A 25,696-nucleotide genomic window follows, 5' to 3' on the forward strand; every position below is an offset into this window, starting at 1 on the left:
GTAGGTCTTCAGATCAATGTATCGGTATTATGGTGGCTTTACTGAAAAATATTAAAGGAGCGATCGCCCATTGGTGGTCAGAATTTACCCTGCAAACTCGACTCATGGCAGCCGCAACCCTAGCGGTATCCCTAATCATGAGCAGTCTAACCTTCTGGGCCGTCAACACCATTCAACTAGATGCTCGCCTCCACGATACCCGCTTTGGTCAAGACCTGGGACTCCTGTTAGCCTCAAACGTCACCCCCTTAGTTGCAGAAAATAACCTCACAGAAGTTGCCCGGTTTTCCCAACGCTTTTATAACAGCACCTCCAATATTCGCTATCTCCTCTACGCAGATCGAGACGGTAGACTCTTTTTTGGTCTCCCCTTCTGGGACTCAGAAGTACAAACGTCCCTGAGTATCGAGCGCCGAATTCAACTTCCGGAAAATTACATCACCTCCTCACAAATTCCCCTGGTTCGCCAACATAAAACCCCAGATGGGGAAGTGACTGATGTCTTCGTTCCCTTGATCGATGACAATAAATATCTCGGCGTATTGGCGATCGGCATTAATCCCAATCCCACCGTTGTCACCTCCTCTAACCTCACCCGCGATGTTACCCTAGCCGTTTTTGTCTCCATTTGGTCTATGGTCATTTTAGGGGGAGTCTTTAATGCTCTGGCCATCACCCAACCGATTAAAGAACTCTTAGCTGGCGTTAAAAGTATTGCTGCCGGTAATTTTAAGCAGCGCATTGATTTACCCTTAAGCGGAGAACTGGGCGAACTCATTTGTAGTTTTAATGATATGGCGGAACGGCTAGAGAATTATGACGAGCAAAATATTGAAGAATTAACGGCTGAAAAAGCCAAATTAGAAACTTTAGTCTCTACCATTGCTGATGGAGCCATCTTATTAGATACCGATCTCAATATCATCTTAGTTAATCCTAATGCTCGCCGCATGTTTGATTGGGACGGAGAATCTGTGGTGGGCAAAAACGTTTTACGCTATGTTCCTCCTCCCCTACAAGTCAAACTCACTCGTCCTCTCTATGAAATTGTTCAAGGGAAATTTTCTCCGTCTGATGGTGCTTCTATCTATGAATTTCGTATCACCTTAACCGAACCCGTTAAACGCACAGTGAGAATTTTGCTCACGACCGTGTTATCCCATCGCGCCACTGGAGAAAATGCCCTATGTCTAGACTGCTTACATGATGCGAATGACACTTGTGTGGTTCCAGAACGCCCCTTAGCCCAAGAATGTGTCTTGTATGAGCATCATATTAAACCGAATTTAGAGAATGCCAAGATTGGCAACTTGAAAGGGATTGCCATAACCGTTCAAGATATTACCCGCGAAGTAGAACTCAATGAAGCGAAAAGCCAATTTATTAGTAATGTCTCCCATGAACTGAGAACGCCATTATTTAATATTAAAGGATTTATCGAAACCCTCTATGAATATGGAGAAGAATTGAGTGATGTGGAACGGCGAGATTTTCTGGAAACTGCCAATCATGAAACCGATCGCCTCACCCGGTTGGTCAATGATGTCTTAGATTTATCTCGCCTAGAATCAAGCCGCACTTATCATTTGGATGCAGTTTATGTAGGACAACTGATTGAACAAACCCTACGCACGTATCAACTCAATGCCAAAGATAAAGGGATTGAACTTAGACAAGAAATTGAAGCCGATTTGCCCAAAATTTGGGGCCATTATGACTTACTCCTCCAAGTCCTCACGAATCTAGTAGGAAATTCCCTTAAATTTACAGAGTCCCAAGGTAAAGTTATGATTCGCGCCTATTGTCCTCAGAGCAATAAGAAAGTTGTTCGCATCGAAGTCGCCGATACGGGAATCGGCATTGACACGGAAGATCAAGCTACTATTTTTGACCGGTTCTATCGAGTAGAAAACCGGGTGCATACGCTGGAAGGAACAGGACTCGGATTATCTATTGTTCGCAATATTATTGACAAACATAATAGTTGTGTACAATTGGTCAGTGAAGTGGGAGTCGGTACAACCTTTTGGTTCGATCTAGCCTTGTATGAGGAGGCGATCGAGCCGGAACCGGTCAGTCCATTGGAACCTGTATATGGAGGATCTCCCATCAATAGCTAATCGATCTCTCAATTCCCTATTCCCCATGACCCAAAGGAGACCTAAAAACATGACCCATTCTTCTGACTCGGAAGCTATTCAGGAATTTCAAGCCGAAATGACGCGCTTGCAGGAAGAGTTAACCTTAAGAGATCAATTGGTACAACAGTTGTCTCAAGAACTGTTTCGCTTAGTGAAAGGAAACGCCTCATTTATCCCGGCTCAAACTGGGTCAGCGGATCAAACCGAAAATTTGCGATCGCTGCAAGAACAACTGCAAAAGGTGGAAGAGCAAGTACAGTTTTATCAAGAACAAATTCAAGAGCGAGATGGTGAGATTTATCAACTGCGCCAGTCCGTGCAAGAATTAAGCGATCGCTCTGGAATGCTCGAACAAGTCGTACAAGAACTGCCCCATCTCTATCGGCAAAAATTCGCCGAACGCATGGAACCTATCCGAGAAAAGGTTTCCCTCCTGCAACGGGAAAATCGCCAACTCCATGCTGAATTGCAAAGCGTCAGCTATCGGTTAGCCATGAGAACCCGTAACCCGTCTCGCATTGATTTACCTAACTTTCCCATCACCTCTCCCCAAACCTAACCGATCGCCATGATCTATTCCTCTGTACAGATCGTTGTCGAGTCAGAGCGAGATCGTTCTGCTGCTCTACCCGTAAAATTGCAGGACACCATACAACGGATTTCACCCAAGATTGACACAACGATTCAATCGCTTAAAACACTCAAACCTTCAGAAGAGGTTTTGTTCTGTCCACTCACCCTCAATATTCCCGATCATCTTCCGTTTCTGGGTCAAAAAACTTACGAATTTTGTCGCTCCATAGAGTCCTTGCAGCAAAGCGTTTCCACCTGGGGATACGCGATCGGTGAAGGTAAGAATTGGTTACCAATTATTCTCAGCCCTAAAGGCCCGCTTTATGCTGAAGCGATCCAAAACGGGAACCAGACCTATCATCAACCCCTACATTTAGGCGATCGAACCCGTCAAACCCTCTACCAACTGGGTTATCAATTACTGCGTCATATTCAAGCTATCCCTGGCGTTTATCTGCTTCAGTTTGGGGGCACATCCGATCCCTGCTTCGATCGCCTGATTCCCTTTCCTGATACCCCAGTCTTAGCTAGTTTGGGGGTTCAGGAGCCAGACTTACTCACCAGTTATTGGTATTGCCAAATCGGAACCCCCCTCATCGACTTACAAATTAAACCGCTTCCTTCAAACAGCGCTTAATGCCATCAATTGATCCGGTTGAAACACCTCTAATACTTTTTCGTAGGAAGGGTAAATTTCAAATACACCTTCTAGTCTAGCGATATCTAATATTAATTTCACCTGTCCTGGAATATTGCACAGAACCAGGCGGCAACCCTGCTGGCGAGCTGCTTTGAGTCCATGAACCAATTTACCTAAACCCGCACTATCCATAAAACCCACCCCAGCCAAATCTAGACAAAGGATAGACATTTGAGAGGAGATCTCCTCAATTTGCCGAGAAATCTGTTCACCCCTCTGAGCATCAAAAGACCCTTGAGGGTGAAGAACCGTAAACTGACCCATTGCTGTACTTGTCATCGTGGTTATCCTTTTAGTAAGTCCCTAGGAGGTTGAGTTCCTTGACCAATCTAAGATCTAAAGCTAAAAAAGTTGGTAAACTGAGTGACCGAACTCTAGCTTTAAGTAATCATACTCTAGCGATCGCCTCTTGAGACCTTCTTAATATAAGCGTGAAAATTGAGAATTGCCAGCCCCAAAAACAACACTTTCTCAGAACTTCACCAGATTACCCAAACTTTCCTGAAGCATCGATCCCCAATCCAGATTGACAGTACTTGAATTACACGCCAAGATCGAAAAAAGCTTAATCTGACAACGTAACTCATACGCTCTCTTCTCACCTACCTGGTTTGCATGTCCTTAGAATTTCTCTCACTTGATACAATTCAATCCCTCGCCAGTCAATACGGATACTGGACCATCTTCCTGGGCATAATGCTCGAAAATACCGGACTCCCCCTACCGGGTGAAACCATTACCCTCGTTGGTGGATTTCTCGCAGGTAGCGGTGAAATGGTGTATTGGCGAGTTCTCGCTAGTGCGATCGCCGGAGCTGCGATCGGGGATAGTTGTGGATATTGGATCGGCAGAACCGGAGGATGGCCCCTACTCCTCAAAGTCGGCAAATTCTTTCGAGTCGCTGAACATCAACTAGAAAATGCCAAAAGCAAATTTCAGCAAAATGCTGCTCGCGCTGTCTTTCTCGGTCGCTTCATTGCCCTGCTGCGGATCTTTGCTGGACCGATCGCAGGTATCGTGGAAATGCCCTATCCTAAATTCCTCCTCTGTAACGTTGCTGGGGCAACCCTTTGGGCAAGTGTCATGGTGAGTCTCGCTTTCTTTGTTGGCCACCTCATTTCCCTTGAGCAACTCATCGCTTGGGTGGGACAATTTGCGATCCTCGCCCTACTTCTCCTCATCGCTTGGATCGTCGTTCCCCTCTGGCTAGAAGCCCGTGCCTCTGAAAACTCATAAAAGATCCGGAGATGGGATTAGCGCACTGGAAAACTTTCCGGTACAATCAAACCAAATTCGGAACCTATGGTAAGAATTACTTAATTTTTGGAGGATAGAGCTATTAATACCGTAATTTCAACTAATGTCGCTCCTGTGGCAGCGGCAAAAACCCCTTCCATGCTTGAAATTGAAGGCAAATTCCGCTTAAGCGGCCAAGTGCAAATCAGTGGAGCCAAAAACTCTGCTTTAGCCATTCTCGCCGGCGTAGTCCTTTGCTCCCAAACTTGCCGATTACGCAATGTACCCAACCTGGTTGATGTCAATCGCATGGGCCAGATTCTAGAATCTTTGGGCATTCAGTTCCAACGCCAGGGAGACACCCTAGAATTGGATGCCACTGACATCACTCAAGGACAAGCCCCCTATGAAGTCGTTAGCCAACTGCGGGCCAGTTTCTTTATTATTGGCCCCTTATTAGCCCGTTTGGGTACAGCCCAAGTCCCCTTACCGGGTGGCTGTGCGATCGGCGCTCGTCCTGTAGATCTGCATGTGCGCGGACTCCAAGCCATGGGAGCCCACGTCCACATCGAACATGGAGTTGTGAATGCCTATGCTCCCCAAGGTAAACTCAAGGGAGCTAAAATTTATCTGGATTATCCCAGTGTGGGCGCAACGGAAACCCTGATGATGGCAGCAACCTTGGCAGATGGCGAAACCTGTATTGAAAATGCCGCCCAAGAACCCGAAGTTATAGATCTGGCTAACTTCTGTCGTTCTATGGGTGCTCGCATTAAGGGAGCTGGCACAAAAACGATTTGGATTGAAGGGGTTTCTCAACTGCATAGTACCGACTATGAAGTCATTCCCGATCGCATTGAGGCTGGAACCTTTTTAGTCGCGGCTGCCATTACCCAATCCGAATTGTTGCTCAATCGGGTGATTGCCTCTCACCTGACTCCAGTAATCGCTAAATTAGAAGAAACAGGTGCAACAGTAATCAAAGAAGGAGAGAGACAATTACGCCTTCTTCCCGCAGAGCGCATTTTACCGACAGACATTGAAACCCTTCCTTATCCTGGCTTTCCCACAGATATGCAAGCCCAGTTTATGGCTTTGCTCACCGTAGCCGATGGCAATAGCATGGTCACCGAAACTGTGTTTGAAAATCGCCTGCGCCATGTAGCTGAATTACAACGCATGGGAGCCAATATCCGTGTTAAGGGGAATATAGCTATTGTTAAAGGTGTACCCCTTTTATCAGGTGCGCCGGTATTAGCCACGGATTTACGGGCTTCCGCTGCTTTAGTCTTAGCGGGATTAGCCGCTGAAGGCACCACAACCGTTCAAGATTTACAACATCTAGACCGGGGCTATGAACAGCTTGAAGTCAAACTGCGAAATCTAGGGGCCCGCTTAACCCGGATTGAAAGCGTCTCTTAAAAATTTTTGATCTTTGGAGTAGCGGATTGAAATTTGTCCTGAAGGGTGCTGAACTAAATTTTCAGGATTACCATAGGAGGTGAAATGTTATTAAACTCCATCGATCGCAGATTTTAAGAGGTTATCCTTGTGGCTCTTTATGCTGAACTCCACCGACACTTAGGCGGTTCGGTCGTCCCTCGCATTCTCTGGCGCTATTTTCACCGTAGTGGCTCAGAATGGTCTGAGCAGTTTGCTGAGTATCCTGAGTTTGAAGATTTCTATACCCGTCCTCGGAAAACCTTAGATGAATATTTAGAACTCCATACCTTAGTCGAGAAAACCCAAACTTTAGACACATTACCCTATTTTATTTATCGCTTGATTCGAGGGGCCTATGTGTTTGAAAATTTAGCTTATTTGGAATTACGCTATACGCCTTACCTGCGGACTCCAGAAGAGTATAGCCAGAACGATCGCATCGATCGCATGGCAGCTATTGTGGAAGCTGTAGGTCAGGCAAGCCAAAATCATAACTATAGTATTATTACGAGCCAGGTTCTCTGTACTCATTCCCGTCTGCCCAATGAGGTAAACCGGGCGATTGTGGAACTCGCCGCCCAAATGCCTGAATATGTTTGTGGGATTGATCTGGCAGGTGGAGATGCCCATTATGGCGATCGCCTGTCGGAATTAATTCAACTCTATGAGTATGCGCGATCGCTCGGCCTCAAAACAACCGGCCATCTCTACGAAACCCATGAGGGCTGTTATCCTGAACTGCTTCCCTATCTGATGCGTATTGGCCATGGGATTCAAATTCCCCTACATTACCCCCACCTCCTGCCCCAATTGGCCAGGCAAGGACAATGTCTAGAAGTGTGTCCGACTACCTACCTGAAAACAGGAACTCTAGACGACTTAAGTGAACTGAAAATTGTCTTCGATCGCTGTTTTGACGCTGGGGTAGACATTGCCATTTGTACAGATAATGCTGGACTCCATAACGTTCGTTTACCCTTTGAATATGAAAACTTACTGACTCTAGACATCATCGACTTTGAGCAACTCCAAGCCTGTCAAGATGCTTCATTCCGCCATGCCTTTGCTTGGCCTTACCCCGAACACCCGGCTTCTCTGTTAACGGGACTCTTGCAAAACGAACCGAACTCCAATCTAACCCCAGCTTTAACCTAGGAGTAATAGAGTAGTGAGTAATGAGTAAAACTGGGTTTCTCTAGGGAAAAACGGTTTACCCATTACTTATTAGCGATTAGCCTTGAGACTGGGCAATTAGGCTCCCCGTTTAAGCGCTGCTTCGACTTGGCGCAATTCCTGGTTAATCCGTTGTTTTAACTTTTCTGGAACCGGACGATTAGGATAGGAACTATAATGTCCTGCCAAACTGTTGAGTGCTGTGCGGATTGTGGTAAATGAAGTTAAAGTAGCCACAGATCTATCTCGACGATATCGAGACGCATATTGATTAATTAACTCCCTTGCCTCAGCTTGAGCCTCAGCCTTATTGGGAGCATCTTCAGGAAGTTCAATGGCTGTGCGTAGGCTATCAACCATATTCAACGTATCTTGAGAATAGTTGCCTGTAATTACAGAAGGGGTGTTGGAACACCCAACCAAACCCATGATCGCCACTAAAATCAAGGGTAGCAATCGTACAAAAAATCGCTTCATAAGGATCGTCAAAAACTGCATCATTGAGATTTACTCGTCAGTCGATCCTATCGTGAATGGTGACGTTGGCGATCGTTGGGTCATGATTAACTTTATCCAAAGCGTCCACTGACATACTGCTGAGTGGCTTCTTCTTGGGGATTTTGGAAAATATCTTCTGTATTGTCATATTCGACTAAATACCCAAACCGCTTACCCCCTTCAATCGCTTTAGCGTTGAAGAAGGCAGTCATATCAGACACTCGCGAAGCCTGTTGCATATTGTGAGTCACAATTACGATGGTGTAATTTTCTTTGAGTTCATGGATCAGTTCTTCTACTTTCAGGGTAGAAATGGGGTCGAGGGATGCACAGGGTTCATCCATCAACACCACATCCGGATTAATGGCAACTGTGCGAGCAATACACAGGCGTTGTTGTTGCCCTCCAGACAGGGCAAACCCACTTTGGTGCATTTTATCTTTGACTTCATCCCACAGGGCCGCTTGACGGAGCGATCGCTCCACAATTTCGTCAATCTCTGACTTAGATTTACCTAACCCATTAATCCGCACACCATAGGCGATATTATCATAAATGGATTTGGGGAAAGGGTTTGGTTTTTGAAACACCATGCCAATCCGTCGGCGAACTTCTACTGCATCAATGTTATTTTCGTATAAACTTTGATCGTGGTAGAAAATTTTTCCTTCTAACTTAAAGATGGGAATTAAGTCATTGAGACGATTAAAACACCTTAAAATTGTACTTTTACCGCATCCTGATGGACCAATAAAAGCAGTTACACGATTTTTGGGGATATCCATAGACACATCCCGAACCGCCTTAAAATCACCGTAAAAAATACTTACATTGTCAGTTCTTAGGACGGTTTCAGTTTTGTTCACTGTAGTTGAATCCGCATTCGTCGAATCTGCATTTGTCATGGTCTTTCCTCAATTCTTGAATAAACTTATAAACCATTAAAACTGACTTTGACGGGTGGCTAATCGAGCAACAATACTACTGATTAACACCAACATAACTAAGACTAAAGACGCTGCCCAAGCTAGTTCTTGCAGTTTCAGATCAAAACTACTTGCAAAGTTGTAAACCAGTACCGCTAAGGATGGCGTAGGAGCCATCAAACCTCTGGGCCAAAAATTAGAATTGAGTGCCGTAAACAGGAGGGGTGCTGTTTCTCCCGAAGCACGGGCAACTGCTAGGGTTACTCCAGTCAAAATGGCAGGCAGGGCGGCGGGTAAAACTACTTTAAGGACGGTTTGATAATTGGATGCTCCTACACCAACGGATGCCCAACGAATATCTTGAGGTACAATTTGTAGTGCTTCGTCGGTAGTCCGAATAATGGTAGGGAGCATTAACACCGCTAGGGCTACGCCTCCTGCTAAGGCAGAAAAGGTTCCTGTGGTTAAAACAACCAAACTATAAGCAAAGACCCCAGCAATAATAGAGGGCACACCACTCAGGACATTCGTGGCAAACCGAATTCCACGAGCCACTTTACGGGCGGGTTGGCTACTCGAACTAAATTCAGAGAGATAAACGGCTGCCAGTACACCAATGGGTACAGCAATTACGCTGGCAATGCCGACGGTAATAAACGTTCCTAGGATAGCGTTAGCAATTCCTCCTCCAGTTTGTCCGGCTGCTGGTGGCAATTGGGTGAATAGAGCTAGACTGAGGCGCGATCCTCCTTTAATAATCACATAAATCAAGACCGCAAATAGGGGCAATATTGTTAGTCCAATACAAATCCCAGAAATGGTCGTCATCACCCTATCAAATATGGCTCTGGGACGGCTATTATCTTGAATTAGGCTACTGGCTAGGGACTTCGATTCTGTAGAAGGGTTCATAAAGTCAGGGAATAAAGAATAGGGGGAAATTTAGCGATTCCTTATTAACCTAGTCATATTTGGCTTTGACTTGATTGACAATCCATTCAGCTAGCACATTGACAACTAAGGTCAGAATCATCAGAATCAAACCGGCATACATGAGGGCAGAAACCTGTAGTCCAGAGGCTTCAGGAAATTGGTTAGCCATTAATGAGGCAATGGTATTACCTGGAGCTAAAATCGAGAGGCTCATTTTATTAGAGTTGCCGATGAGCATGGTCGCTGCCATGGTTTCTCCCATGGCTCGACCGAGAGCTAACATAATTCCGCCAACGATACCGGAGAAGGCGGCTGGCAGGAGGACGCGAAAAATGGTGACCCACCGGGTTGCACCGAGTCCTAGGGAGGCTTGTCGCAGGTCTGGAGGCAGGCTGGCTAGGGAATCACGGGCGATCGCCGTAATAATCGGTAGAATCATAATAGATAAGACTAATCCAGCCGGTAACATTCCTGGACCAGCCAGAGGGGTGCTAAACAGGGGAAACCACCCAAAGCTGTTATGCATAAAGTCACCCATAGGTTTGATCAGAGGAATTAAGACGAAAATCCCCCATAATCCATATACCACACTGGGAATAGCTGCCAACAGTTCGACCAGAAAAACCAAAATAGTACGGATATTGACTGGAATAAAGTCTTCACTCAGGAAAACCGCCGTTCCCAGACCAAGAGGGACAGCAATCATCAGAGCAATGGCTGCACTCATCATCGTTCCATAGATCATTGGCCAAATCCCATATTCATCTTGAACCGGGTTCCAGGCACTTTGGAAGAGAAAGGGAATACCAAATTGTTGCAGAGCATCTAGGGCACCCAAACCTACGGTGAGGGTGATGATAATTAGGATAGCGGCGATGGATAAGGCAAAAATAAAGGTAAGACCAATAAAACCTCGGTCTAAGTTTTTTTCTGCATTAGAGCGCGATCGCCCAGATTCAGCTTTTGCTACAGAAACCATAAAATAACATGAATAACATTAGGTGTGGAATCAAGGGTTAGGAGTAAGGGAGTCCCTTACTCCTAATCGCACGAGGAAATTGAGACTCTATTTCACTTCAATCTCATAATCTGGACTAATGGAATCAGCAACCATGGCCACTTTTTCTCGCACGTTATCCGGTAAGGGAATGTAGCCCAAATCGGCACTAATCGTTTGTCCCTCGTTCAGACCATATTCAATCATCGCTTCGACAGACTTGGCAATTTCTGGATCATCATATTCCTTGTAAGCCAGCAACCAAGTATAGGTAACAATCGGATAAGACTCTTCCCCTTCTGGGTTAGTGACAAACGCGCGTAAGTTTTCCGGTAATTGAACCGCTGCCAGGGATTGAGATGCAGCTTCATCAGTGGGATAGATAAAATTACCCGATTTATTCTCTAGGGATGCCATATTCAATCCCGCGCTTTTGGCAAATCCTAGCTCTAGATAACCAATAGCTCCTTCTGTTTGCCTGACTTGGGCAGCTACCCCATCATTTTTGGCTCCACCAATACCAACCGGCCATTCTACTGTTTTTCCTTCACCGACTTGGGTTTTCCACTCTTCGCTCATAGCGCTCAGATTTTTAGTAAACACCCCTGTGGTTCCGCTACCATCCGATCGATAAACTACAGTAATATTTGTATCTGGAAGGGTGACACCGGAATTGGCTGAGGCAATTTTGGGGTCATTCCATTTGGTGATATTTCCTAAGAGGATATCAATCAAAGCCTCTTGGGTTAAGTTCAGTTCATCGACACCTGGAAGGTTATAAGCCATCACGACACTTCCAGCCGTCATGGGGAGCATCAAAACTCCTTTGTCAACTTCGGAGATTTCTTCATCTTTCATCGCTACATCACTGGCTCCAAAGTTAACCAAGTTTTGCATAAATCGTTCTACCCCAGCTCCACTACCGACTGACTGATAGTCAATCTGGAGGTTGGGGGTTGCATTACTAAAGTCTAGGAACCAGCGTTGGTAAAGGGGGGCGGGAAAAGAAGCTCCAGCCCCCGTTAAACTGGTGTTACCTGCTAGGGCCAACTTGCTGGTGGATTTCGTTTCACCTCCACCTGTAGTGCTGTCCACTTGAGATGTTTCATCTCCACCAGCACAGGAGGCTAAGGCTACAGCGCTCAGGGCTGCAATTAATAGGGAAATGCTTTTACGCTTGCAGTTAGAGAAGGAAAACATAAGATCAATCAAGTTTGAGATTAGGGCAATCTTCAGTGTACGAGAAGATGTTGATTGAAGGTTAACCCTTTATGGCACTCTTTTGGTTAAGATTAGGTAAAATAAATATTAACGATAAATTATTTTAGAAATAATTTATGATCCTTTGATCGGAGTTCAGAGTAAATCTGATCATGGATATATTGGTGGAAATTTATTTAAAAGTAATCACTAGAATTCTTAGATAAATTTGTTTTTTCATTCACTATTTTTTTGTTTTAACAATAAGATAAAACCTGATGAATGATCTTTTGTTTGACAGAATCATCAAGAGAAACTCTAACAAGATATCTATGGATAATCAAAAATATTAATCATTATTTAGAGTCGATCCTATTGATCCCTAACTACATCATCTCCCAATCAATATCATTACAAAAATCTATTTGTTGTTTCGGGAACATAGCTTTTAGTCTATACCTAATGTTAGGTTAAGCCGAAACCTCCCTCAAGTCTATCTGAAAAATGCTAGAATCAATGTATCATTTAATATTTTTAAAATAAACAGGAGAATTATAAGTGAAAAAGTTGATGATTAATTCAAAAGTGCCATAGGGGTTGTCGCAGTGCAGCAACATCTTCAACAATTTCAGAAATCTATCCTACAAACAGACCCTTTGTATTGGCACGAGGGTCGGATGACAACTGAGACCAATCATCAGGAACGTTTTTTTTACCTGTCCCTAGAACTCCTCGGTCTGATTGACTTTCAGGGGAATCTACAAAAAACAAATCCAACATGGGAAAGGACATTAGGATATAGCCCAGAAGAATTATCTCAACAGAATTTCTTGCAGTTCATCCACCCAGACGACAAAAAGCTTACTCGCCTGGCATTAGAGCGATTAATCTCAGGACAACCTCGCCTTGATTTAGAAAATCGATATTGCTGTCAAGATGGCTCCTATCGATGGATTGCTTGGACTGCGGTTCCCGATCCAGATGAGGAGTTAATTTATATGGTGGGTCGGGATATGACCGATCATAAGCAGGTGGAGATTGAATTACACTCTCGTTTACAACAGCAAGCTGCGGTTTCAGAATTGAGCCAGAAAGCTCTAGAGGATCGCGATCTTGATGCTGTAATGCAAACGGCAGTGGAGTTGGTCAGTGAAACCCTGTCGGTAGACTATAGTGCAATCTTGGAATTGTTGCCGAATTATCAGACGCTATTGCTCCGATCAGGGGTAGGGTGGCAAGCTGAATTGGTGGGTCAAGCGATGTTAAGCGCTCGGCCAAATTGTCATGCAGGGTATACTTTATATCAGAAAAAACCAATTATTGTAGAGGATTTGCCGGTAGAAACTCGGTTTAGTGGTTCTCCTCTGTTGCATAATCATCGGGTGGTTTCTGGGATGAGTACGATTATTTCGGGGATTCCAGGTTCCGAGGGGCCGTTTGGGGTGTTAAGTGTGTATGCGAGGGAGTATCGCCCCTTTACCCAGGAGGATGTGTCGTTTTTACAAACGATCGCCAATGTGCTGACGAATGTGATGACTCGCCTACAAGCCCAAGATCAATTAAATTTGATGGAGCGGGCGATCGCCTCTAGCAATAATGGCATTATTATTACTGATTCCACTCAACCGGATAATCCGATTGTTTATGTCAATCCAGCCTTTGAAGAGATTACGGGATATAAGCGAGAAGATGTGCTGGGTCGGAACTGCCGTTTTCTGCAAGGGATTTACCGGGATCAAAATGCCCTTGATGAAATTCGTCAAGCTATTGAACAAGGAACAGAATGCCATGCCATTGTGCAAAATGTGCGTAAAGATGGTCAACTATTTTGGAATGAACTGCGAATTTCGCCGGTTTTTAATACCCAAGGCCATCTGACCCACTTTATTGGGATTCAAACTGATATCAGCGATCGCAAACAAGCAGAAGAGCAACTCGAACATCATGCCTTTTACGATCATCTTACCAATCTTCCCAATCGCGCTTTGTTTGCTGAATATCTGCAACAGGCCATTGAAAAGACCCAAAGAGACTCCAATTATCAGTTTGCCGTCCTATTTCTCGATTTAGATGGCTTTAAGAAGGTCAATGATAGTCTGGGTCATTTGATAGGAGACTTATTGTTAATGGCGATCGCCCGTCGTCTAGAAAACTGCCTCCGTCCAAGCGATCTCCTGGCGCGATTGGGAGGGGATGAATTTACTATTTTCCTAGATAAGATTCACACTCTCCAAGATGCCACCAAAGTGGCTCAACGAATATTAAGTAAACTCTCCAATCCATTCCACCTCAATGGTCATGAAGTCTTTGCCAATAGTAGCATCGGAATTACCCTAAGCACTATCAGATATGACCAAGCCGATGATATCCTCCGAGATGCAGATTTAGCCATGTACCAAGCTAAAACGGCTGGTAAAGGACGTTACGCCGTGTATAATACCCTCCTCCATACCCAAGCGGTTAATCGTCTAAAATTAGAAACAGATCTCCGAGGAGCCATCGATCGCCAACAATTGCAGGTTTACTATCAACCCATTGTTGAATTAAAGACCGGCCAACTCACCGGTTTTGAATCGCTTCTACGCTGGTATCATCCCGAATGGGGGTTTGTTTCTCCCGCTGAATTTGTTCCTGTGGCTGAAGAAACGGGGTTGATTTTACCGATTGGAACTTGGGTTCTGGAACAGGCCTGTCAGCAATTGCACCTTTGGAATATCCAATTCCCCGATCGCTCTCCACTGACGATGAATGTGAATCTGTCTGTCAAACAGTTTGCCCAACCAGATCTAATCGAACAAATCGATCTCATTCTAGAGGCAACCCAGATTGAGGGGAAATTTCTCAAACTAGAAATTACGGAAAGCGCTATTATTGATAATTCTAAGGTAGCTAATCTAATCTTTCAACAACTGAAAGCCCGTCAGATTCGCCTCTGTATTGATGATTTTGGCACGGGTTATTCTTCCTTAAGCTATCTATATCGTTTCCCCGTTCATACCCTGAAAATTGACCGCAGTTTTCTCAATAATCTAGATTCCAAAGCTTCATCTCACTATCGAGAAATTATTAAAGCAGTGATTGATTTAGGTCATAATTTAGGGATGGATATTGTTGCTGAAGGTATTGAAAAGATTGAACAGCATAAACTCCTACAACAATTCGGGTGTGAATATGGTCAAGGTTACTTCTACTCTAAACCGATGCCCGCACAAGCGATCGCCAATTTATTAGCCCAGCCTTTAGCTCACGGATTAGTCTAATCCCAGTTCTCGCTTCAGGCGATTAATCGAGGACTGATCGATATAACTCTCAGTCTGAATTAATCGAGGGGGTCGAATAATATCTTCTCTAGCTTCTTGGAGAGCCGCTTTAACTGCGTCATAACTGGCAACGTCACTGACCACATACTGAACCGTTCTGACCATAGCATTCAGTTTATAGCGATCGTCCCGATGAGCAGTCATAACCAACACCTCCTCACCACGCAAACTATGAATAATCACTTCAACAGCGCGTAAAATTCCATGGGAGAGACTGACTACTCCAAAATATGTGCCTTTAGGTAGTCCTTTCACTAATTCAACTTCGGGGGCATAATCATAGATTTCTACAGGAACCACCCGCGCTGATTTGGGTGCAGCAATGTTTTCTGCATCGCCAAAAAAATAGCGACTGGTGACGACGGTCGCCGATCGCGTATGATTCAAGAGATCGTCTAATTCTTCTAAAGGAACTAACTGTACAGGAATATGCAGAGCTGCTTGTAATTCTTCCATCATCAATTGCCCCACGCCAATATCATTGGTGGGAGCCGTGACTAAAACCCGCGCACTACAACGCAAACGCCAATCAACTTCTGCTAAAAATAATTCTCGTGCTTCGTGGAGAGAGCAGCCTTCTTGAATTAATTGATTGACGCTATTTTGGACAATGGATTGAGCTTGGGGATAGGTTTGGATCAGTTCAGATTTATACTTTGTAAACAGTCCTTTCCCTTGCTGGCGGACATAAATTCCCGAACCCGCTTGAGCCTCCACTAATCCGGTTTCTTCCAGTTGGCGATAGACCTTGCTAATGGTATTTCGATGCAAACCCGTTTGCATGGCTAAGGCACGGGTACTCGGCAATTGAGAGCCAGGAGGGTATTGACCCGAGGCGATCGCAAATCGTAATTGATTAAATAACTGATTAGAAGCCGGAATTTCACTCTCTGGCTGGATCTGAAATTTGACCATCTGCCCAGATTTACTCCCACAATGTCACTGATTTCTAGTATATAGCGCTTCTGGGTAATAGCCGGTCGATCTGTAGTAGAGTGAGGAGAAAGTATCAAGTTTTGTTAAGCTATAGAGAAGCCCTATCTGAATTAAAGAAACAATGGATCTATCCACTATTCAAGAAAAAGTCACTATCCTAGAGAGCAAGCGAGAAGCCCTCGTACAGTTACTCGAACAACCCAATCTAGGTAGTCTCCGGTTAGATGTCAATCAAGCCTTGGAAGAAATGGATGACCTAATTGAAGAATTTAAGCAAACCTTTCCCTTGTCATCAAGCGATCGCCCCTAATCTAAGTCAATACCAGAGTTGGTTACAATAGATCAGATGATTCACGACCTTTAGCTTGTTTAAGATACAGACCTTATGAGTTCTAGTGTTCTGGTAGAAAAGAAAAAACTCGATCGCCCCCCACTGAATATCCATACCCTAGGCGATCGCGTCCTGCGGACGAATGCCAAGCGGATCTCGAAAGTGGATGAGAGCATTCGCCAACTGGCTAAAGAAATGTTACAAACCATGTATAGTTCGGATGGAATCGGCCTGGCAGCTCCCCAAGTAGCGATCGCCAAACAACTGGTGGTGATCGACTGCGATCCGGAAGAGGCAGCCAATATTCCCTTAATCTTAATCAATCCCACCATTAAATCCTACGGTCGCGAACTCTGTACCTATCAAGAAGGATGTCTGAGTGTTCCAGGGGTTTACATGGATCTCCAGCGACCGGATGCAATTCAGGTCAGCTATAAAGACGAATATGGGCGGCCCAAAACCCTCCAAGCTGACGGACTTCTCTCCCGTGCTATTCAGCACGAACTCGATCATCTCCAGGGAGTGATGTTTGTAGACCGCATCGAAAATGCGATCGCTCTCAATGACGAACTGCAAAAATTTGGTTTTTCCAGTCAAGACGTTAAACCTTACTCATAGAAATAACCCATGGCTTTAACTCCCAAAAGTGGCTTACTCTTAGCCCTGTGCTGTATTGCGGCGATCGCCGCCACTGGCTGTATCTTTGAACTCTCTTCCGGCACACCCGATCTGGGAGTTTCCACGACGAGTATTATCTTAGCTATCAGTATCCCAGTCACCGGCTGGTCTTTTTTTGCGGCTGTTCAGGATGCAAACAACAACCAGTAACTGTTCTATTTCGGTAAACTGATGCTAAATTTACAGCCGTTTGTTCTGTTATTGAGTACAAGTAGGGGCGAAAAATTCTTTGCTCCTACTCCCTGTTGCCTATTGCCTAGCGCGTAGCGCTGTATGAGTGGGACTGAGCCTCAAGGATTCTTAAAACTGATTCGGGGATTAGGAAGAACCCAGTCTAATCCCCCATATCCCCTATGGGAAACTGAAGAGATGATCGTTGGGCGCGATCCCAGTTGCCAAATTGCTTTGGATGCCCATCAATATACAATTGTCTCCCGCAAACATGCGGTGATTCGGTATTCTCAAATAGACAACCATTGGGAAGTTTGCGATCTGGGCAGTGCCAACGGAACCTATGTTAACCAAAGTCTATTAAGAGGATGCCACTGCTTAAAGAATGGCGATCGCATTATGCTTGGTCTTAAGGGGCCAGTATTTGAAGTTGAATTGCGCTCTAGAAACATTACTCCAACTCCTACCTTAGTCTCTAACTCTAGCGTTTCTCAACCCGCCGCTACCCAGTCAGTTACCCTCACCCAACTGTTTCCCATCTTCTCCACCGGACAAGAATTAGCCCGTAAAGCTTATCTCATCCCTGCCAGTTTAACCGCTCTAGTGGCGGTGTTACTCTTTTTCCTCAGAATTCCAGAACTGTTTAATCTGGTTTTAGGAGCCTATTTAGCGGCGATCGCTTATACCTATATTTATCAACTCTGCGGTAAACATAAACCCTGGTGGCTGCTCCTCGGATCGGCCCTCTGGACACTCCTACTCGCCATTCCTCTCGTGCAACTCCTTGCTCCTCTCTTCTACCAAGGCCTGGCAGGATGGGCAACTGGAGACCAATTTTTACCCACATTAGCCCGTCAAACCCTAGGGACAGGGCTGTTAGAAGAGTTGATCAAAGCTCTTCCCATCTTCCTAGTTCTCTTTTGGGGTAAATTCCGCTTTGTTTCTACTCACCAAACCTGGGGAGTACGAGAACCCCTGGATGGCATCTTAATTGGTACCGCTTCTGCCGTTGGTTTCACCTTAATTGAAACCCTAGGCTTGTATGTGCCCTCCCAAATCCAAAGTATTGCCGCCATTTCTGGAGGCGATATGGGACAACTCGCTGGACTACAATTATTAATTCCTCGAATTCTGGGATCGGTGTCTGGACATTTGGCCTATAGCGGCTATTTAGGCTATTTTATCGGCCTGAGTGTCCTGAAACCCAAGCAGCGATGGCAGATCCTAGCCATTGGCTATGGGAGTGCTGCCTTATTACATGGACTTTGGAATACGACGGGAACTTTTGTCGCCTCCCAAGTGTCTCTATTCGCTGGGTTGATCTGTTTAGCGGCCATTGGTGTACTATCTTATGCCTTTCTAGCTGCCGCTATTTTGAAAGCCCGTGCCCTTTCTCCCACGCGATCGCAAAACTTTGCTACCCGAATTAAAGAGTAGATCCCCTAACCTAAACTGGATCTATCGGTCGATCTCGATAGGCGATCGCATAACGAGCCACAGCTAAAGTTAATCTTGCTCTGTCCAACTCTGAACAGGATTCCCAATCTAGGGTTAGGGTACTTGCTTTTTGCACCACCCGGTCTAAAGCCGTTTTTTCTTCTCCTCCCCGCATAGCATAGGCAAAGGGACGAGCTAAGACCAATAGATCTTCAATATCCCACTGGGACAAGCTATCTTGGACACAGTGAATTAACTGATCGGCCATGGATGCTGAAGACGTAGTTAATTCCTCTGCCTTAGCCGCAATCATTTCCAGTACAGACTGGGGAACTATTGGGCTAAATTTCCCTTGCAATTGAGAGTTTAAACGATGAGCTGCTACGGGTTGGAATGACTCCCATACTTTATCCAAAGTTTGATAAAATTCGCGACAGCCTTCATCCAAATCAGCCACCATCTCTGAAGTGTGCGTTTCCATCAAATTCTCGATTTCCGAGAAATAAGCCTCGCCCTCCAAAATTGAGTAATTCCACGGGTAAACTCGTTTCTGATTCGACAATAGGGCTTCGAGCAGTTCTATGTCTAAGGGGTAACCTGGAGGGGGCCAGTCTGAATTCATCTTAAATTGATCCGTCATAATACTTAAGCAATATCGGCACTTGCATCTCAATAGCACGAGTAACTACAACTTAGCTATTGGCTGTTCCGTAAGAATTCAGCAGTCTGGAGTTGGGAGTAACTTATTCTCTCTACGATGTCTATCTCTCCATATCTGGAGTATCTGGAGTCTCTCCTCATCGTCTATTGCCTTTTCCCTATTCCCCTAATGTCCATCTAACAGGTATCCTAGATAGTTTATTCCTCACATCCAGTTCAGACCATGAAACCCTATCGAGCAGCCGCTATCCAGATGACCAGTGTCCCCGATCTGGAGAAAAACCTTGCTGAAGCGGAAGACCTCATTGATTTAGCCAAACGTCAAGGGGCAGAACTGATCGCCCTACCAGAAAACTTCCCCTTCTTGGGCATAGAAGCAGAAAAAATTGCCCAAGCGGACTCTATTGCCAGGCAAACTGAGAAATTTCTCAAAACGATGGCCCAACGCTTCCAAGTGACTCTCCTAGGGGGCGGATTTCCGATCCCGGTGAGCAGCGATAAAGTTCATAATACGGCTCTGCTGATTAATGCTAATGGAGAAGAAGTAGCCCGGTACTATAAAGTCCACTTGTTTGATGTTAATGTCCCTGATGGGAATACCTACCAAGAATCTTTAACGGTGGAAGCAGGAACTGAAGTGTCTCCGATCTACAAGTCTGAGGAGTTCGGTTACTTAGGATTATCCGTCTGTTATGATGTGCGCTTTCCAGAATTGTATCGCTCTTTGTCTGAGCAAGGCGCTGAGGTTTTGTTTATTCCGGCTGCTTTTACCGCTTATACCGGAAAAGATCATTGGCAGGTTTTATTGCAAGCCAGAGCGATTGAAAACACCTGTTATTGTATCGCACCGGCCCAAACTGGCTGCCATTATGCTCGCCGTAAAACTCACGGTCACGCCATGATTATCGACCCTTGGGGGATTATTCTCGCCGATGCTGGAGAAGAACCCGGAGTGGCGATCGCCGAAATCAATCCTAACCGTTTACAACAGGTGCGTCAACAAATGCCCAGTTTAAGTCATCGCGTATTCTAATCACAATCATGTGAAACTCTTACTTTCGCTTTTCTTCAGATTTGCTTTACATTTGTAAAGAACCTGTACAGTAGACATCGATCAGTTAAATAATATAATGGTTGAAATATTCCCTTGGGTGTTTTCTCACACCCCAACCAGTCTCACCCCTCTGTTAGCGACAGCAACTGAAAGCCACGAGCCCCCCAGCGCTACCCTCGTCTTAGCTGGAGTCCTTCTGAGCCTTGTTACTATTTATCTAGCCAGTAAAATTGGTAGTGAATTATGCGCCCGCCTGGACTTGCCTCCCGTCCTTGGAGAACTCTTGGGAGGGGTCGTTATTGGGGTTTCTGTCCTCAAATTGCTGGTATTTCCAGAAGGCGGGGCAGGTGCGGAGGGATCTCTAATTATTACTTTGCTGGAACAAACAGCCGGTTTGACCCCGGAAGGAGCCAACGGCGTTTTTCTGGCTCAAAGTGAGGTTATCTCCGTTTTATCAGAATTAGGGGTTATTTTTCTCCTGTTTCAAATCGGTTTAGAATCTGACTTAAAACAACTTATTGATGCCGGAGTCCAATCGGCATTAGTTGCGATCACGGGAGTCGTTGTCCCGTTTTTAGCCGGTACATTGGGACTGATTTATCTTTTCCATGTGCCGAGTATTCCTGCCATCTTTGCTGGTGCAGCCTTAACCGCCACCAGTATTGGAATTACAGCTAAAGTATTGGCAGAAATCAAACATCTGAATGACAAAGAAGGGCAAATCATCATTGGTGCAGCCGTATTAGATGATATCCTCGGCATTATTATTCTAGCGATTGTCGCTTCTTTAGCTGAAAAAGGAGAAGTGGAAGTTTCCAGCATTATTTATCTGGTGCTCAGTGCTGCCGCATTCCTGATTGGTTCGATTATCTTGGGTCGCCTTGTCATGCCCTACTTTATGGGTTTACTGAATAAACTCACTACCCCAGGGACTCTATTAATCGGTGGATTAATTATCGCCTTTATTTTTGCCTATATCGGTGCAGTCATTCAACTCGAAGCCATTTTAGGAGCCTTTACGGCTGGTTTAATTCTGGGAGAAACGGAAAAACATCGAGAACTCGAAGAATTAGTCGAACCGATTGGATTTATGCTCGTTCCTATTTTCTTTGTCACTGTTGGAGCCGAAACCGATTTGTCTGTTCTCAACCCTGCGGTTCCCAGTAACCGGGAAGGCCTGATTATTGCCAGTTTTCTAGTGGTTGTGGCGATCGTTGGTAAAGTTGTCAGTGGCTTTACCCTATTCGGTGGCGAACCCGTAAATCGGATCGCCGTTGGTGTAGGTATGATTCCACGGGGAGAAGTGGGATTAGTCTTTGCTGGAGTTGGATCGGCCAGTGGTGTTCTACCCGAATCCTTGGATGCAGCTATTATCGTGATGGTCATCCTGACTACTTTTGTGGCACCACCCTTATTGAGAGTTGCTTTTCAACAATCAGAGACCTCTGAAGCATCAAGTGAGGAAGCAAGCAAAGAACCCGCAGCGATCGCCGAATCTGAAACGACCCAGTGAAGCGATCGCCACCGATTGGCATTAAAATCAGCATTGAATAAAAGATTATGGGGGTGCACTCATCTGGTTAGATCGCGATCGCGATCTCATCCAGGATTGCCCCCCATCCCTTTTGTTGAATCAGTCAGCACTTGTAATATACTCGTGACCGGACTGTTACTTACACACTCCTCCCAATCAACCGTCATCAACCGTCATGAAATTTAGTCACTCTAAAGGCCCATCTGTGAAACTGCGTTGGTTATTTCCTAGCCTTTTAGGACTCTGGCTATGGTCAGCTCCAGTCCAAGCAGCCAGCTTACAATATTGGCGGTTTGATGCCAGAAACAATCGTCTGGAATTTGCCACCAATGGGCGGGTTCAACCTACCGCTCAACTGATTTTTAATCCCACCCGTTTAGTGATTGATTTGCCAGGAACCACTTTAGGTAATCAAATTCGCTCTCAATTTGTATCGACTCCAGGGATTAAACAAGTTAGAACCGGGCAATTTGAACGGAACACCACCCGTATCGTCATCGAATTGACTCCAGGGTATACCCTAGACCCCAGTCAAGTGAGATTTGTGGGGTCTTCTGCTTCCCAATGGACGGTACAATTGCCCCAACCCCAACGAGAGGGAACCACCCCAACACGCCCCAATCCTCCCCCAACCTTAACTTCGCCTCCCAACCCTCGGCCGGTTGCTCAACAGCCCTCCCCGAACCGCAGCACCAATCAAATTGAAGCCGTTCGAGTTACAGGAGATGGTTTTTTTATTCGCACTACCAATCAGCCAGACATTGCCAGGGTAGAGCGCTCCTCAGACCAGCGTCAAATTGAAATCGATCTCAAAGGCGTTGCACTACCCAATAATTTAAACCCAAGACGCTTAAATATTAATAGTCGAGGGGTGAATCAACTGATTCTCAGCCCCTTGGAGGGAGATAATGCCGGAACCCGCATTACCCTCAATGTCAATCCCCAAAGTGCGGATTGGCAAGCTTTACCCAATCGCCTAGGTATGGTTCTCATTCCGAGGGCAGGGAGTGGAACGAATATGTCCGGTTCCAGACCTTGGCCTGCGGGTCGCCAAATTACAGCCGCAGATTCTAATCAGTTTGATCCAACTCAACCACCATTGATTCAGGCGATCGAACTTTCTGGAGGCAATTCCCAATTGGTGGTTCGCGCTACCGGAAGAGTCAATGCTGTGGGTCAATGGCCCAACCCTTCGGTTTATACCTTAAGAGTCTCTCCCGCTCGCTTAGGGGAAAATGTCCCATCGATTCCTGTTGGAGGGAATAGTCCCTTTTCTCGTTTTGATGTCCAACAGGCTGACGAGCAAACTGTGGTGATTTCCATGACTCCTCGTTCTGGGTTCACCTTGGGACAGATCAATCAAGCGGGTTCTCAGGTGATTGCTTTATCTTTGGGGTCAAGTGGTTCAACACTCCCTCCCATCGCCACTTCTCCTAATCCTCGCCCTTCTACTGTTCCCATTCCTGTCCCGCGACCGGCTAATCCACAACCGGCTCCTAGCCGTCCCTCACCGGGTGTCCAATGGCCTCTGCCTTCGACCAGACGCACCCCCAATTCTCGAATTACGATTGTGATCGATCCGGGTCACGGCGGCCGCGATCCGGGTGCAGTGGGGATTGGAGGATTGCGAGAGACGGATGTGGTTTTAGATATCTCTCGCCAAGTGGCCGCTATCCTACAACAAAATGGGATTCAAGTGATTTTAACCCGCGATCGCGAAGTCGAAATCGATCTCGCGCCTCGGGTCAATCTCGCCCAACGGGTAAATGCGACTCTCTTTGTTAGTATTCATGCCAATGCGATTAGTCTGAGCCGTCCGGATGTCAATGGAGTAGAAACGTACTACTACAACACAGGCCTTCGCCTAGCCCAAGCGATTCAAGGTTCCATCCTCCGGAGCATACCGATGAGAGACCGAGGCGTAAAACGCGCTCGCTTTTATGTCCTCCGTAGAACTTCGATGCCTTCCGTATTAGTGGAAACTGGATTTGTGACTGGGGCACAGGATGCTCCCCGGTTAAGGACTCCAGCCTTTAGAAGTCAAATGGCTCAGGCGATCGCCAATGGAATTTTGCTGTACGTCCGGCAAAACTACTAGAGCTAAGTTCGGAAAGTTTCACGCCCTCATCAGGGTTCACTTCCAAGGCTGATGTAGGGATTGTCGGATGAGCAAGGGCGTATCACTATCATCAGCGAGGAAATGGCGTGAAACTTCATTGGCTCTTACCCGGTGTTTTAGGATTATGGCTGCTTTCATCTCCTGTCTATGCAGCCAGTTTGCAAAATTGGCGCTTTGATGCCAGAAGCAATCGTTTAGAATTTACTACCGATACCAATGTCCAACCGAGAGCGCAACTCATTTACGGGCCAACTCGTCTGGTGATTGATTTACCAGGAATTCAGTTAGGCAGACAATTGCGTCAACAATTGGTCAATACCCCTGGGATTGCACAGGTGCGAACCGGGCAATTCAATTCTAATACGACTCGCTTAGTCATTGAACTCAAACCGGGTTATACCATTGACCCCAATCAAGTTAAATTCCAAGGTATTTCCCCTCGTCGATGGGTCGTTCAAATTCCTAATCCTCAACGAGATAGACGACCCATTACACCCCCTCCAGTCTCTTCTCCTCAACCCGCTCCCCCGAGCAGCGCCTCATCGGTAGTCGAAGCGATTCGCGTCACTGGTGATGGATTTTATTTACGGGTGAACGGAGAAAAACCTAACGTTAAATCGGTCAAACGCACCTCAAATCAACAGGAAATTACTATTGATTTTGAGGGGGTGACCTTAGCAAGCGATTTACATCAAAGACCCTTGGTAATTAATAGTCGAGGGGTAAGGCAAATCCAGATGAGCCAATTGCAGGATTCTATTGTCCGGGTGACTCTAGATGTAACCCCTGCAAGTCCAGATTGGCAAGGGTTAACAAATAAGTTTGGAGCAGTAATTATTCCGGTTTCTGGAAGTAGGGGTCAGATGGGTCAAGAAGCACAGCAACCTTGGCCTGCAAATCGGGAATTGGTATCGGCTAATGCTTCTGTTGGCCCTTCTCCTACGCAACCTCCATCACCTTTACCGACTCAAGATGGCATTGCGATTAATGTACCGCCACCAGCCAAACCCTTACCTCCTCCAGCACCTCGTCCCCAACCTTTACCTCCTCCAACAACTAATCCTCGTCCTTCCAACCCCAGACCTCCTCGGAATTCTCGCATTCGGGTAGCCATTGACCCCGGTCATGGTGGCCGCGATCCGGGAGCAGTGGGAAATGGACTCCTGGAAAAAGAGATTGTGATGGATATCTCCAATCAAGTGGCTGCTATCTTGGAGCAAAATGGCGTACAAACCGTGATGACCCGTCGCGATGACCGGGAAATTGATTTAGCGCCAAGAGTTGCGACGGCTGAGAGGGCAAATGCGACATTATTTGTGAGCATTCATGCAAATGCGATTAGTCTGAGCCGTCCAGAAGTGAATGGGTTGGAAACGTTTTACTATCAAACCGGTCAGCGTTTAGCTCGTGATATCCATAATACGATCCTGCAAACTTTAAATATTCGCGATCGCGGAGTTCGTCGTGCTAGATTTTATGTGCTGAGGAAAACATCGATGCCTTCGGTCTTGGTGGAAACTGGATTTATCACCGGTCGGGAAGATTCGGTGAAGTTAGCTAACCCAGTTTTCCGTCGCCAGATGGCTCAAGGCATCGCGAATGGCATTTTGCGCCATATTCAGCAAAATTATTAGTG

Annotated in this window: 23 protein-coding genes; 15 read left to right on the forward strand and 8 right to left on the reverse strand. The window is 45.8% G+C overall.

Annotation, left to right across the window (positions count from 1 at the left end; translation table 11 throughout):
• Positions 1–29: 29 nt before the first annotated feature.
• From J7545_RS05995 to J7545_RS06005, 3 genes are read left to right on the forward strand one after another with little or no spacing between them, the layout of a single operon-like run.
• Positions 30–2,120, forward strand: a complete 2,091-nt coding sequence (locus tag J7545_RS05995; RefSeq protein WP_318698690.1) for an ATP-binding protein — start codon at positions 30–32, stop codon at positions 2,118–2,120.
• Positions 2,121–2,169: 49 nt separating this feature from the next.
• Complete coding sequence (locus tag J7545_RS06000; protein WP_271939905.1) at positions 2,170–2,700, forward strand: Npun_F5560 family protein; 531 nt, start codon at positions 2,170–2,172, stop codon at positions 2,698–2,700.
• Between the two features lie 9 nt (positions 2,701–2,709).
• Positions 2,710–3,351, forward strand: a complete 642-nt coding sequence (locus J7545_RS06005; protein ID WP_318698688.1) for a hypothetical protein — start codon at positions 2,710–2,712, stop codon at positions 3,349–3,351.
• On the opposite strand, the gene J7545_RS06010 is transcribed toward J7545_RS06005, so the two are convergent.
• On the reverse strand, positions 3,337–3,693 hold the full coding sequence (locus J7545_RS06010; RefSeq protein WP_271939903.1) for an STAS domain-containing protein: 357 nt from the start codon (positions 3,691–3,693) through the stop codon (positions 3,337–3,339). The genes J7545_RS06005 and J7545_RS06010 overlap by 15 nt on opposite strands.
• Positions 3,694–4,029: 336 nt before the next feature.
• Between J7545_RS06010 and J7545_RS06015 the strand changes: the two genes are divergently transcribed.
• From J7545_RS06015 to J7545_RS06025, 3 genes are all read left to right on the forward strand, one after another.
• Entirely contained in the window at positions 4,030–4,650 is a 621-nt protein-coding gene (locus tag J7545_RS06015; protein ID WP_318698687.1) for a DedA family protein, read from the forward strand.
• A 159-nt stretch (positions 4,651–4,809) separates the two neighbouring features.
• Positions 4,810–6,072, forward strand: a complete 1,263-nt coding sequence (murA, locus tag J7545_RS06020) for a UDP-N-acetylglucosamine 1-carboxyvinyltransferase (RefSeq protein WP_318698686.1) — start codon at positions 4,810–4,812, stop codon at positions 6,070–6,072.
• 129 nt (positions 6,073–6,201) lie between these two features.
• Positions 6,202–7,248, forward strand: a complete 1,047-nt coding sequence (locus tag J7545_RS06025) for a hypothetical protein (RefSeq protein WP_318698685.1) — start codon at positions 6,202–6,204, stop codon at positions 7,246–7,248.
• Between the two features lie 96 nt (positions 7,249–7,344).
• Here the strand turns inward: J7545_RS06025 and psb27 are convergent, their stop codons facing one another.
• The 5 genes from psb27 to pstS all read right to left on the reverse strand — a co-directional run bounded on the left by psb27 (position 7,345) and on the right by pstS (position 11,820).
• Positions 7,345–7,743, reverse strand: a complete 399-nt coding sequence (gene psb27, locus J7545_RS06030) for a photosystem II protein Psb27 (protein ID WP_318698684.1) — start codon at positions 7,741–7,743, stop codon at positions 7,345–7,347.
• A 92-nt stretch (positions 7,744–7,835) separates the two neighbouring features.
• On the reverse strand, positions 7,836–8,669 hold the full coding sequence (gene pstB, locus J7545_RS06035) for a phosphate ABC transporter ATP-binding protein PstB (RefSeq protein WP_271939899.1): 834 nt from the start codon (positions 8,667–8,669) through the stop codon (positions 7,836–7,838).
• Positions 8,670–8,705: 36 nt separating this feature from the next.
• Complete coding sequence (gene pstA / locus J7545_RS06040; RefSeq protein WP_318698683.1) at positions 8,706–9,602, reverse strand: phosphate ABC transporter permease PstA; 897 nt, start codon at positions 9,600–9,602, stop codon at positions 8,706–8,708.
• Between the two features lie 49 nt (positions 9,603–9,651).
• On the reverse strand, positions 9,652–10,602 hold the full coding sequence (gene pstC, locus J7545_RS06045) for a phosphate ABC transporter permease subunit PstC (RefSeq protein WP_318698682.1): 951 nt from the start codon (positions 10,600–10,602) through the stop codon (positions 9,652–9,654).
• An 87-nt stretch (positions 10,603–10,689) separates the two neighbouring features.
• Positions 10,690–11,820, reverse strand: a complete 1,131-nt coding sequence (pstS, locus tag J7545_RS06050) for a phosphate ABC transporter substrate-binding protein PstS (RefSeq protein WP_318698681.1) — start codon at positions 11,818–11,820, stop codon at positions 10,690–10,692.
• Positions 11,821–12,497: 677 nt separating this feature from the next.
• On the opposite strand from pstS, the gene J7545_RS06055 reads away from it, so the two are divergent.
• Positions 12,498–15,080 carry an EAL domain-containing protein gene (locus J7545_RS06055; protein WP_318698680.1) on the forward strand — a complete coding sequence of 861 codons (2,583 nt, stop codon included), beginning with the start codon at positions 12,498–12,500 and terminating at the stop codon, positions 15,078–15,080.
• On the opposite strand, the gene J7545_RS06060 is transcribed toward J7545_RS06055, so the two are convergent.
• Positions 15,072–16,055 carry a GntR family transcriptional regulator gene (locus tag J7545_RS06060; protein WP_318698679.1) on the reverse strand — a complete coding sequence of 328 codons (984 nt, stop codon included), beginning with the start codon at positions 16,053–16,055 and terminating at the stop codon, positions 15,072–15,074. The genes J7545_RS06055 and J7545_RS06060 overlap by 9 nt on opposite strands.
• A gap of 142 nt (positions 16,056–16,197) precedes the next feature.
• Between J7545_RS06060 and J7545_RS06065 the strand changes: the two genes are divergently transcribed.
• From J7545_RS06065 to J7545_RS06080, 4 genes are all read left to right on the forward strand, one after another.
• Complete coding sequence (locus J7545_RS06065; protein ID WP_271939893.1) at positions 16,198–16,386, forward strand: hypothetical protein; 189 nt, start codon at positions 16,198–16,200, stop codon at positions 16,384–16,386.
• Between the two features lie 75 nt (positions 16,387–16,461).
• A complete protein-coding gene (gene def, locus J7545_RS06070; RefSeq protein WP_318698678.1) occupies positions 16,462–17,025 on the forward strand; it encodes a peptide deformylase in 564 nt (187 codons plus the stop codon).
• A 9-nt stretch (positions 17,026–17,034) separates the two neighbouring features.
• Entirely contained in the window at positions 17,035–17,235 is a 201-nt protein-coding gene (locus J7545_RS06075; RefSeq protein ID WP_318698677.1) for a hypothetical protein, read from the forward strand.
• Between the two features lie 123 nt (positions 17,236–17,358).
• Positions 17,359–18,693, forward strand: a complete 1,335-nt coding sequence (locus J7545_RS06080; protein ID WP_318698676.1) for a PrsW family glutamic-type intramembrane protease — start codon at positions 17,359–17,361, stop codon at positions 18,691–18,693.
• 10 nt (positions 18,694–18,703) lie between these two features.
• On the opposite strand, the gene J7545_RS06085 is transcribed toward J7545_RS06080, so the two are convergent.
• The gene (locus tag J7545_RS06085) at positions 18,704–19,315 is read right to left on the reverse strand and encodes a hypothetical protein (RefSeq protein ID WP_318698675.1); all 612 of its coding nucleotides are present in this window, start codon (positions 19,313–19,315) and stop codon (positions 18,704–18,706) included.
• Positions 19,316–19,576: 261 nt separating this feature from the next.
• Here J7545_RS06085 and J7545_RS06090 point away from each other — a divergent pair, with 261 nt between their 5' ends.
• The 4 genes from J7545_RS06090 to J7545_RS06105 all read left to right on the forward strand — a co-directional run bounded on the left by J7545_RS06090 (position 19,577) and on the right by J7545_RS06105 (position 25,694).
• On the forward strand, positions 19,577–20,386 hold the full coding sequence (locus J7545_RS06090; protein WP_318698674.1) for a carbon-nitrogen hydrolase family protein: 810 nt from the start codon (positions 19,577–19,579) through the stop codon (positions 20,384–20,386).
• Between the two features lie 97 nt (positions 20,387–20,483).
• Positions 20,484–21,920: a cation:proton antiporter gene (locus J7545_RS06095; RefSeq protein ID WP_318719298.1), complete on the forward strand. Its 1,437-nt coding sequence runs from the start codon at positions 20,484–20,486 to the stop codon at positions 21,918–21,920.
• Between the two features lie 226 nt (positions 21,921–22,146).
• Positions 22,147–24,039, forward strand: a complete 1,893-nt coding sequence (locus J7545_RS06100) for an N-acetylmuramoyl-L-alanine amidase (protein WP_318719299.1) — start codon at positions 22,147–22,149, stop codon at positions 24,037–24,039.
• A 107-nt stretch (positions 24,040–24,146) separates the two neighbouring features.
• Positions 24,147–25,694, forward strand: a complete 1,548-nt coding sequence (locus tag J7545_RS06105) for an N-acetylmuramoyl-L-alanine amidase (protein WP_318698671.1) — start codon at positions 24,147–24,149, stop codon at positions 25,692–25,694.
• Positions 25,695–25,696 lie beyond the last annotated feature (2 nt).

The sequence above is a fragment of the Roseofilum sp. SBFL genome, assembly GCF_017746885.1.
In the GTDB taxonomy this organism is placed as follows: Bacteria; Cyanobacteriota; Cyanobacteriia; order Cyanobacteriales; family Desertifilaceae; genus Roseofilum.

Coding starts and splice junctions, on each gene's coding strand:
- J7545_RS06055 (WP_318698680.1), top strand. CDS start 12,498: ATGACAACTGAGACCAATCATCAGGAACGTTTTTTTTACCTGTCCCTA.
- J7545_RS06090 (WP_318698674.1), top strand. CDS start 19,577: ATGAAACCCTATCGAGCAGCCGCTATCCAGATGACCAGTGTCCCCGAT.
- J7545_RS06065 (WP_271939893.1), top strand. CDS start 16,198: ATGGATCTATCCACTATTCAAGAAAAAGTCACTATCCTAGAGAGCAAG.
- J7545_RS06005 (WP_318698688.1), top strand. CDS start 2,710: ATGATCTATTCCTCTGTACAGATCGTTGTCGAGTCAGAGCGAGATCGT.
- J7545_RS06000 (WP_271939905.1), top strand. CDS start 2,170: ATGACCCATTCTTCTGACTCGGAAGCTATTCAGGAATTTCAAGCCGAA.
- J7545_RS06085 (WP_318698675.1), bottom strand. CDS start 19,315: ATGAATTCAGACTGGCCCCCTCCAGGTTACCCCTTAGACATAGAACTG.
- psb27 (WP_318698684.1), bottom strand. CDS start 7,743: ATGAAGCGATTTTTTGTACGATTGCTACCCTTGATTTTAGTGGCGATC.
- J7545_RS06015 (WP_318698687.1), top strand. CDS start 4,030: ATGTCCTTAGAATTTCTCTCACTTGATACAATTCAATCCCTCGCCAGT.
- J7545_RS06060 (WP_318698679.1), bottom strand. CDS start 16,055: ATGGTCAAATTTCAGATCCAGCCAGAGAGTGAAATTCCGGCTTCTAAT.
- murA (WP_318698686.1), top strand. CDS start 4,810: ATGCTTGAAATTGAAGGCAAATTCCGCTTAAGCGGCCAAGTGCAAATC.
- pstA (WP_318698683.1), bottom strand. CDS start 9,602: ATGAACCCTTCTACAGAATCGAAGTCCCTAGCCAGTAGCCTAATTCAA.
- J7545_RS06080 (WP_318698676.1), top strand. CDS start 17,359: ATGAGTGGGACTGAGCCTCAAGGATTCTTAAAACTGATTCGGGGATTA.
- pstC (WP_318698682.1), bottom strand. CDS start 10,602: ATGGTTTCTGTAGCAAAAGCTGAATCTGGGCGATCGCGCTCTAATGCA.
- pstS (WP_318698681.1), bottom strand. CDS start 11,820: ATGTTTTCCTTCTCTAACTGCAAGCGTAAAAGCATTTCCCTATTAATT.
- J7545_RS06095 (WP_318719298.1), top strand. CDS start 20,484: ATGGTTGAAATATTCCCTTGGGTGTTTTCTCACACCCCAACCAGTCTC.
- def (WP_318698678.1), top strand. CDS start 16,462: ATGAGTTCTAGTGTTCTGGTAGAAAAGAAAAAACTCGATCGCCCCCCA.
- J7545_RS05995 (WP_318698690.1), top strand. CDS start 30: ATGGTGGCTTTACTGAAAAATATTAAAGGAGCGATCGCCCATTGGTGG.
- J7545_RS06010 (WP_271939903.1), bottom strand. CDS start 3,693: ATGACAAGTACAGCAATGGGTCAGTTTACGGTTCTTCACCCTCAAGGG.
- J7545_RS06075 (WP_318698677.1), top strand. CDS start 17,035: ATGGCTTTAACTCCCAAAAGTGGCTTACTCTTAGCCCTGTGCTGTATT.
- pstB (WP_271939899.1), bottom strand. CDS start 8,669: ATGACAAATGCAGATTCGACGAATGCGGATTCAACTACAGTGAACAAA.